Source organism: Aeromonas sp. R1-1, assembly GCF_040908495.1.
Taxonomy (GTDB): domain Bacteria; phylum Pseudomonadota; class Gammaproteobacteria; order Enterobacterales; family Aeromonadaceae; genus Aeromonas; species Aeromonas veronii.
Genome location: NZ_JBFODV010000128.1, coordinates 1 through 7,766, shown reverse-complemented (window position 1 = coordinate 7,766; position 7,766 = coordinate 1). Strand labels below are relative to the sequence as shown.

Sequence of the window (7,766 nt, the reverse complement as noted above, 5' to 3'; positions counted from 1 at the left end):
GACCCCGGGGTCGCCCTTCTGCTGTCAGCTTGTTACTGCTGGCTGGCGGTGGTCACTCATGGCGCTCCGCCCAGTGGGCAGCTGCCTGCTCAAGCAGGGCGACTTCACCTTGCTGGATCAGCGGTAGCAGATCGTTGAGCTGTTGATCCGGCCAATCCCACCAGGCGAGGGCCTGTAGCCGGGCAATCTCCTCCTCGCCAAAGCGCATCCGCACCACCCTGGCTGGGGTGCCCGCCACCATGGCATAGGGCGGCACATCCTGATTGACCAGCGAACGGGCGGCGATGATGGCGCCATCGCCAATAGTGACACCGGGCATGATCAGCGCCTCCATGCCGATCCAGACATCGTTGCCGATGCGGGTATCGCCTGCGGGGCGGTAGCTGCGCTTGAGCCCCGCCAGATCGGCGAACGGATAGGTGCTGATGAAGGACGTGTTGTGGGTGTGGTTGCCGCCCATGATGATCTTTACCCCGGCGGCAATCTGCACATAGTCGCCGATATGGAGCCGGTCGATATGCCAGAGCGGCTCCCAGCCGGTGTCCGGGCTGCGGCTGAAGGGATCGCCATGGAGGTAGCGCACCGCCACCTCTTCGAAGGGGCCATCCCAGGCACCCGAGTAGTAGCTGTGCTGCCCCTTGAGGCAGATATTGGGGTTGGTCACCGTCAGGTGCAGGTATTCGACCTGCGACCAGTGTTGGCAGGGGTTCATGTTGGTACTCCTTTGCTGAATGGATCGGATGGGTTGCGTTCGCTTGAGCGCAGCTAATAGATCCAGACCAGCATGCGGGGCACGCAGAGCAGGGAGCAGCCCAGCATCTGCGGGAGGCGTGGTCGCATTGTGGGGCTCCAAAGAAGGGGGGGAAGGGCACGATCATAAGGTCGGGCGCCGGGTTTGCCAAGGTTGCGCAGAGATCCTGCACTAACCCTCTGGTTGATATTTATTCTCAATTAGCCATGATAACACTCCCACCATGACGGACTCGGGAGAGTGAGATGACACCGCAAAGTTGGCAACGATACATGCTGGAGGCGGAGCGTGCCTGGCAGGCCGGTTCGCTAGGGGCGGCGATCTGTTTTTATCAGCAGGCGCTGGGGGATGTTTACGAGATGACCCAGGTCGAGTTGACCGAACTGGCCACCATGCGAGTCGCCACCTGTCACCGGTTGGCCGACTTCTGGCGGGCGATGGATGAGCCGACTTACGAGCTGCGCTACCTGAAACTTGCCTCCGAGCTGGTGACTGCGCTGGTGCCGCAGTGCCCCAACAGGGAGTGCGAGGCACTGATCAGCGAGCTGGGTTGCTGTCGCGGCGCCCTGCTTGCCTTTCTCAAGCGCCACCCCAATCCGGAAATTGCCCGGCTGATCCAGCTGCAGGACAAGGTGCAGGGCTGCGAGCTGATCGGCCGTTTTCGCCTCAACTGACCGGCGTTGAGCGGCAGCTCAGCCCCGCCGTTTGAGTTTCTGGGCGATCCGCTGCTGCGCCTCTTCCCCTTGCAGTGCCTGGGCGAAGGCGCGCGCCTCCAGATCGATGACAAAGTGCACCGCCTGTTTGAGCTCCTGTTTCAGCAGCGCCTTGCTCTTTTGCAGCGCTCTGGGCGGTTTTGCCGCCAGCTTCAGCCCCTGTTCGCGGGCAAAGGAGAGCAATCCATCGGCCGCCACCACCTTGTTGGCGAGCCCGAGTCGCAGCGCCTCCTCGGCATCAATCGCCTCGGCCAGCAGCAACAGCTCCGCCGCCTTGAGGTGTCCCATCAGACGCGGCAGCAGCAGGCTGGAGGCAAACTCCGGCACCAGACCCAACTCGACAAAGGGAAGCTGCAAGCGGGCGTTATCCCCCAGATAGACCAGATCGCAGTGCAGCAGAATGGTGGTGCCTATCCCTACTGCAGGACCTGCAACAGCGGCGATCACGGGTTTGGGGAAGTCGGCAAGGGTGTGGAGGAACTGCAGGATGGGGTCGTCGGGCTCCAGCGAGTTCTTGCCCATAAAGTCGGCCAGATCATTGCCCGCGGTAAAGCAATCCTGCTGCCCCTGCAACAACAGGACATGCACCTCCTCATCGGCTGCCGCCTCTCCCAGCGCTGCCACCAGTTGCTTATAGAGCTCGGTATTGAGAGCGTTGCGCTTGTCGGGGCGGTTGAGGGTCAGGGTGAGCAAGCCATCCTGCTGCTCGACAATGAGAATGGGGGCCATGTCTAAATCCTTGTTATTGAAAGGTGCAAAAAAGGTTGCTGCTGGGGTAACCTTGGCGCCGTTTAACAACATCATAAAAGGATTTCAACCATGTTTAAACGTGCGTTTTATTCTCTGCTGGTGCTCGGCATGACGGCGCCTGCACTGGCCAAGGTCGAGGCTGTCGACGGTTATGTGCGCCTGTTGCCGCCGGGCTCCCCCAACACTGCCGCCTTTATGGTGCTCAAGAATGACGCCGACCAGCCGGTCAAGCTGGTGGCGGCGGCTTCTGCTGCGGCGGGGCGTGCCGAGCTGCACACTCACCTGCACGAAAATGGCGTGATGAAGATGCGTCAGGTCGAGAATATCGAGATCCCGGCCAGGGGCGAAGCGGTGCTGAAACCGGGCAGCCTGCACATCATGCTGTTCGAGGTGGGCACGCTCTCCGAGCAGACCCCTTTCCCGCTCACCCTCACCATGGATGATGGTCAGAAGCTGGATCTGTCACTGCCGGTGAAGCCGATTGAGCCGATGGCAGAGATGAAGCATATGAAGCACTGACATTTGTCGTCGTTTGTTCAGATTTGAGACTGTGTATTTTGGCTGCACCGGGTAAAATAGTGCTCTTTTCCATGTATGCAAGAGGAAGTGACGTAATGAAAAAGACGCTGATTGCCGGTGTTCTGTTTGCCCTGTGCAGCCAGGGGGCCATGGCCGCCAATGACTGGCGTTTCGCCGCCGGTGCTGATGTATGGGCTTCTCAGGGCAGTGGTCAGGCATATGGTTATAGTGCCAATCACTATGATGACAAATACAACTGGAACGGCTATCTGCAACTGGAACACGGTATCATCTTCCTGCCGAACGCCAAATTTGAAATTTCCGATTTCAGCACCTCCGGTGGCGCCTTCAAGAACGACCTGACAGCCTACGATCTGAGCCTCTACTACCGTCTGTTTAACAACGATCTGTTCAAGATCGATCTGGGTATGACCGGTCGTCACTACGATGGCGAGCAGGTAACCTGGGGGCGTCGGGGTTATGATGAAAACACCCTGATGGCCTATGCCGGCAGTGAAGTGAAGATCCCGGGCACCGGCATCGCCTTCTTCGGCGATCTGCGCACTCACGATGCGGATAACTATGACTACCGTCTGGGTGGTTCCTACAAGTTCTCCTCCATGCCGATCAAGCTGCGTGCCGGCTGGCGTGAAGCCAAGATCGACTTCGCCAATATCGACCAGTCTGTCGATGGCTGGTTCATGGGCGGCGAATTCACTTTCTAATCTGACGTTGTCTGACAACGGGGGGGAAATTCTTCGCCAACATCTATCAGAGCGTTCTGTCGATGGATGGTTCATGGGCGATGAATTCACTTTCTAATCTGACCGTCAACTGACGACGAGGAGCGATAATGGGCCACATCATAGTGACAGGTGCCGGTTCAGGTCTTGGCCGGGCGCTGACCATAGGTCTGGTTGAGCGGGGCCATAAGGTCTCCATGATGGGGCGCCGTTATCAGCGACTGCAGGAGCAGGAACAACTGCTCGGCAGCGCGGTGATCGGCATTGCTGCCGATCTGGCGCACCATGAAGAGGTTGACGTCGCCTTCGCCGCTGCGGTGGAGTGGGGCGGGCAGCCCGACATGGTGATCCACTGCGCCGGGGTGGGTGAGTTTGGCCCGGTCGGCGTCTACACCGCCGAGCAGATCCGCCGGGTGGTGGAGAGCAATCTCATCTCCACCATTCTGGTGGCCCAGCAGACGGTGCGGCTTATCGGGGAGAAAGGCGGAGTGCTGGCTAATGTGCTCTCCTCCGCCGCGCAGGTGGGCAAGGCCAACGAGAGTCTATACTGCGCCTCCAAATGGGGGATGCGCGGCTTTCTCGAATCCTTGCGCGCCGAGCTGAAAGGCTCGCCACTGCGGCTGGTCAACCTCTACCCGAGCGGGATCCGCAGCGAGTTCTGGGACAACTCGGATCACGTGGACCCGAGTGGCTTCATGACCCCGGAAGATGCGGCGGCCTATATGCTCGACGCGCTGGAAGCCAGAAGCAGCTGCCACGTGACTGACCTCTTTATCGGTCGCAATCCCTGAGGCGAAGCCCGCCATCCGGTTGCCGTCGTCAGCACACAGAAACAAAAAGCGCGCCAAATGGCGCGCTTTTTTATATCGGGAAGAGGGCGGAATTAACGGCCCAGCTTGGCCTTGAGCATGGCGATGATGTCGCTGATGGCCACTTCCTGCTTCTCGCCGGTGCGGCGGCACTTGTACTCCACCATGCCGTTGTCCAGACCGCGATCGCCGATGACGATGGCGTGCGGGATGCCCAGCAGCTCCATGTCGGCGAACATCACGCCCGGGCGCTCTTTACGGTCGTCGAACAGCACGTCCACACCAGCGGCTTTCAGCTCGGCGTAGAACTGTTGTGCCTGCTCGGCCACGCGCTCGGACTTGTGCATGTTCATCGGCACGATGGCCACTTCGAACGGGGCGATGGCGTCCGGCCAGATGATGCCGTACTGGTCGTTGTTCTGCTCGATGGCGGCAGCCACCAGACGGGAAACCCCGATACCGTAGCAACCCATCTCCATGGTGACGGACTTGCCAGCTTCGTTCAGCACGCTCGCCTTCATCGCTTCGGAGTACTTGGTACCCAGCTGGAAGATGTGGCCCACTTCGATACCGCGCTTGAGCAGCAGCTTGCCCTGGCCGCACGGGCTCGGGTCGCCTTCCACCACGTTGCGCAGATCGGCAACTTCATAGGTAGCGATGTCGCGATCCCAGTTGGCACCGGTCAGGTGGAAGCCGGTTTCGTTGGCGCCGCAGACGAAGTCCGCCAGATGGGCGGCGCTGCGATCGACGATGATGCGACCGGCAAAGCCGACCGGGCCGATGGAACCTGCATCGCAACCGGCGGCAGCTTTAATCTGCTCGTCGTTGGCGAAGGTCAGCGGGTTGGCTACGCCAGCCAGTTTCTCGGCCTTGATCTCGTTCAGCTCGTGGTCGCCACGTAGTACCAGCGCGATGACGGCCTGCTTGCCGTGCTCATCTTCCTCTGCCAGTACCAGCAGGGTCTTGGCGATGGCGGTCGGAGCCACGTTCAGGAAGGCAGCCACTTCGTCGATGGTGTGGACGTTCGGGGTGGCAACCTTGGTCAGGGCTGCGGTGGCGGCAGCGCGCTCACCAGCCGGTGCCAGTGCTTCGGCCATCTCGATGTTGGCGGCGTAATCGGAGCTATCGGAGAAGGCGATCAAGTCTTCACCGCTCTCGGCCAGCACCTGGAATTCGTGGGAACCGGTACCCCCGATGGAGCCGGTATCGGCCTGCACCGGACGGAAGTTCAGACCCATGCGGGTGAACGCCTTGCAGTAGGCGGCGTGCATCTTCTCGTAGGTATCGACCAGAGACTCTTTGTCGATGTGGAAGGAGTAAGCATCCTTCATCAGGAATTCGCGGCCGCGCATGACGCCGAAGCGGGGGCGCACTTCGTCGCGGAACTTGGTCTGGATCTGGTAGAGGTTGAGCGGCAGCTGCTTGTAGCTGTTCACTTCGTAACGTACCAGCGCAGTGATCACCTCTTCGTGGGTCGGGCCCAGTACGAAGGGGCGGTTGTGGCGGTCGGTCAGACGGCACAGCTCGGGACCGTAGTCATCCCAGCGGCCAGACTCCTGCCACAGCTCGGCGGGTTGAACCACCGGCATGGAGACTTCGACGGCACCAGCATTGTTCATCTCTTCGCGAACAATGTTCTCGATTTTCTTCAGTACCCGCAGACCGGTTGGCAACCAGGCATACATGCCGGAGGCCAGTTTACGGATCATCCCGGCGCGCAGCATCAGCTGGTGGCTGACAACTTCAGCGTCGGAGGGGGTTTCCTTGAGAGTGGAAAGCAGATATTGGCTGGTACGCATCGCGGTAGACCTTAGCTAGAACGGGCGCGGGGCCCAGGATAATTTCAAGGGCGGAATTTTAACAGGCTGGGCGTTGCGGCCCAAGGGCTAAATTTGCCGCAGCCCGAAAGGTGGCAACGCCCGGCAGATGACCAAGGGTAATGACCATTGCAACAAGCAGGCTTTTTATGCCTGCAATTTGGCCGGATCTCCGCTAAACTCTGCCACCTTTTCTCGATGGGCATGGCTTTGCCGCGTTCATCCCCCCCATTTTTAGTACTTTTGGAGCCGCTCATGCCGTTAGTGGGACATCAACACCAGATCGAGATCCTGGAACTGACCGACAAAGGAGATGGCAAAGGACGCCTGTTCGATCGCCCCCTGTTTGTCGAAGGTCTGCTGCCCGGTGAGCAGGCGCTGGTGGAGCTGACCGAGGTCAAGCCGAACTATCTGCACGGCAAGGTTGCCGAGCTGCTCCAGCCCTCTGCCGATCGGGTTGCCGATTTCTGCCCCAACACCGAGTGTGGTGGCTGTCAGGTGCGCCCGCTGGCCTATCCGGCCCAGCTCAAGCTCAAGCAGGCACTGGTGCAGAGCGCACTGGAGCAGGTCGGGCTGGGTGACACTCCGGTCAAGGATATCCTTGGCATGGAGAGTCCGTTCGCCTATCGCAACAAGGCGCAATATGCGGTGCGTGGCTGCGATGCCGGTGCCGAGATCGGTTTTTATCGCAAGCACTCCCACGATCTCATCACCGCCGATGACTGTGCGGTGCAGGATCCGCTGCATGTCGAGCTCAACGCACGGGTGCGCAACTGGATGCGCGCGCACGACATCGCCGCCTATGACGAAGTAAACCACAGCGGCTGCGTGCGTAACCTGATGACCCGCAAGGGCTTCAAGAGCGGCGAGCTGATGGTGGTGCTGGTCACTTTGGGCGAGGAGTTACCGTTCGAAGCCGAGCTGCTTGCAGCCCTGAGCGATCTGCCGGTCACTACCCTGGTGCAGAACATCAACAACGAGCGCACCAACCGCATTCTGGGCGCGACCAACCGGGTGCTGCTCGGCGAAGGGGTGATCCGCGACAAGATCCACGAACTCGAGTTCGAGATCTCGCCGCTCTCCTTCTTCCAGAACAACCCGACCCAGACCGATGTGCTCTACTCCAGTGCCCTCGAGTACGCCGAGCTGACCGGCAACGAGACGGTGTTCGACATCTATTGCGGTATCGGCACCATCTCCCTGTTCCTGGCTGGCAAGGCCGCCAAGGTGGTGGGGATCGAGTCGGTGGAGAGCGCCATCAGCGATGCCCGTCGCAACGCCGCCCTCAACGGCATCGAGCACACCGAATTCCACGTCGGCAAGGCGGAGCAGCTGATGCCCGAACTGCACGCCCAGGGTGTGACCGCTGATGTGGTGGTGATGGACCCGCCCCGCAAAGGCTGTGACAAGGCGGTGCTGCAGACCCTGGTCGCCATGGCGCCCCGCCGTCTGGTCTATGTCTCCTGCAACCCGCAGACTTTGGCCCGCGACCTTGCCTGGCTGGTCAAGCAGGGCTTCGTGCTGGACGAAGTGCAACCGGTCGATATGTTCCCGCACTCCATGCATGTGGAAGCGGTTGCCCGCCTGAGCCTGCCTGCCAAGGCATAAGTCGCCCCGACTCTTGCCCATAAAAAACGACGCCAGCTGGCGTCGTTTTTTTCTAT

At 60.3% G+C, this 7,766-nt stretch carries 8 protein-coding genes; 5 read left to right on the top strand and 3 right to left on the bottom strand.

The window, feature by feature from the left end; genetic code table 11:
- Window positions 1-52 precede the first annotated feature (52 nt).
- Complete coding sequence (locus AB5Y92_RS07495) at window positions 53-712, bottom strand: CatB-related O-acetyltransferase (RefSeq protein WP_368226260.1); 660 nt, start codon at window positions 710-712, stop codon at window positions 53-55.
- Between the two features lie 284 nt (window positions 713-996).
- Between AB5Y92_RS07495 and AB5Y92_RS07490 the strand changes: the two genes are divergently transcribed.
- Window positions 997-1,425 carry a DUF2753 family protein gene (locus AB5Y92_RS07490; protein WP_005335785.1) on the top strand — a complete coding sequence of 143 codons (429 nt, stop codon included), beginning with the start codon at window positions 997-999 and terminating at the stop codon, window positions 1,423-1,425.
- Window positions 1,426-1,443: 18 nt separating this feature from the next.
- Here the strand turns inward: AB5Y92_RS07490 and AB5Y92_RS07485 are convergent, their stop codons facing one another.
- Window positions 1,444-2,193, bottom strand: coding sequence for an enoyl-CoA hydratase-related protein (locus AB5Y92_RS07485; RefSeq protein WP_368226257.1), 750 nt, complete (start codon window positions 2,191-2,193; stop codon window positions 1,444-1,446).
- 90 nt (window positions 2,194-2,283) lie between these two features.
- Here AB5Y92_RS07485 and AB5Y92_RS07480 point away from each other — a divergent pair, with 90 nt between their 5' ends.
- From AB5Y92_RS07480 to AB5Y92_RS07470, 3 genes are all read left to right on the top strand, one after another.
- On the top strand, window positions 2,284-2,733 hold the full coding sequence (locus tag AB5Y92_RS07480; RefSeq protein WP_043820460.1) for a copper chaperone PCu(A)C: 450 nt from the start codon (window positions 2,284-2,286) through the stop codon (window positions 2,731-2,733).
- Between the two features lie 95 nt (window positions 2,734-2,828).
- Window positions 2,829-3,458, top strand: coding sequence for a TIGR04219 family outer membrane beta-barrel protein (locus tag AB5Y92_RS07475; RefSeq protein ID WP_164536061.1), 630 nt, complete (start codon window positions 2,829-2,831; stop codon window positions 3,456-3,458).
- A gap of 128 nt (window positions 3,459-3,586) precedes the next feature.
- Window positions 3,587-4,267, top strand: a complete 681-nt coding sequence (locus tag AB5Y92_RS07470; RefSeq protein WP_139495077.1) for an SDR family oxidoreductase — start codon at window positions 3,587-3,589, stop codon at window positions 4,265-4,267.
- A 92-nt stretch (window positions 4,268-4,359) separates the two neighbouring features.
- On the opposite strand, the gene AB5Y92_RS07465 is transcribed toward AB5Y92_RS07470, so the two are convergent.
- Window positions 4,360-6,084 (bottom strand): proline--tRNA ligase, encoded by a 1,725-nt coding sequence (locus AB5Y92_RS07465; RefSeq protein ID WP_368226253.1) that lies wholly within the window; start codon window positions 6,082-6,084, stop codon window positions 4,360-4,362.
- A gap of 273 nt (window positions 6,085-6,357) precedes the next feature.
- Between AB5Y92_RS07465 and rlmD the strand changes: the two genes are divergently transcribed.
- The gene (gene rlmD, locus AB5Y92_RS07460) at window positions 6,358-7,710 is read left to right on the top strand and encodes a 23S rRNA (uracil(1939)-C(5))-methyltransferase RlmD (protein WP_323951373.1); all 1,353 of its coding nucleotides are present in this window, start codon (window positions 6,358-6,360) and stop codon (window positions 7,708-7,710) included.
- Window positions 7,711-7,766 lie beyond the last annotated feature (56 nt).

What these genes read in the sequence shown, in the direction of transcription:
- AB5Y92_RS07490 (WP_005335785.1), top strand. Translation starts at nt 997, where the DNA reads ATGACACCGCAAAGTTGGCAACGATACATGCTGGAGGCGGAGCGTGCC.
- AB5Y92_RS07470 (WP_139495077.1), top strand. Translation starts at nt 3,587, where the DNA reads ATGGGCCACATCATAGTGACAGGTGCCGGTTCAGGTCTTGGCCGGGCG.
- AB5Y92_RS07465 (WP_368226253.1), bottom strand. Translation starts at nt 6,084, where the DNA reads ATGCGTACCAGCCAATATCTGCTTTCCACTCTCAAGGAAACCCCCTCC.
- AB5Y92_RS07485 (WP_368226257.1), bottom strand. Translation starts at nt 2,193, where the DNA reads ATGGCCCCCATTCTCATTGTCGAGCAGCAGGATGGCTTGCTCACCCTG.
- AB5Y92_RS07475 (WP_164536061.1), top strand. Translation starts at nt 2,829, where the DNA reads ATGAAAAAGACGCTGATTGCCGGTGTTCTGTTTGCCCTGTGCAGCCAG.
- AB5Y92_RS07495 (WP_368226260.1), bottom strand. Translation starts at nt 712, where the DNA reads ATGAACCCCTGCCAACACTGGTCGCAGGTCGAATACCTGCACCTGACG.
- rlmD (WP_323951373.1), top strand. Translation starts at nt 6,358, where the DNA reads ATGCCGTTAGTGGGACATCAACACCAGATCGAGATCCTGGAACTGACC.
- AB5Y92_RS07480 (WP_043820460.1), top strand. Translation starts at nt 2,284, where the DNA reads ATGTTTAAACGTGCGTTTTATTCTCTGCTGGTGCTCGGCATGACGGCG.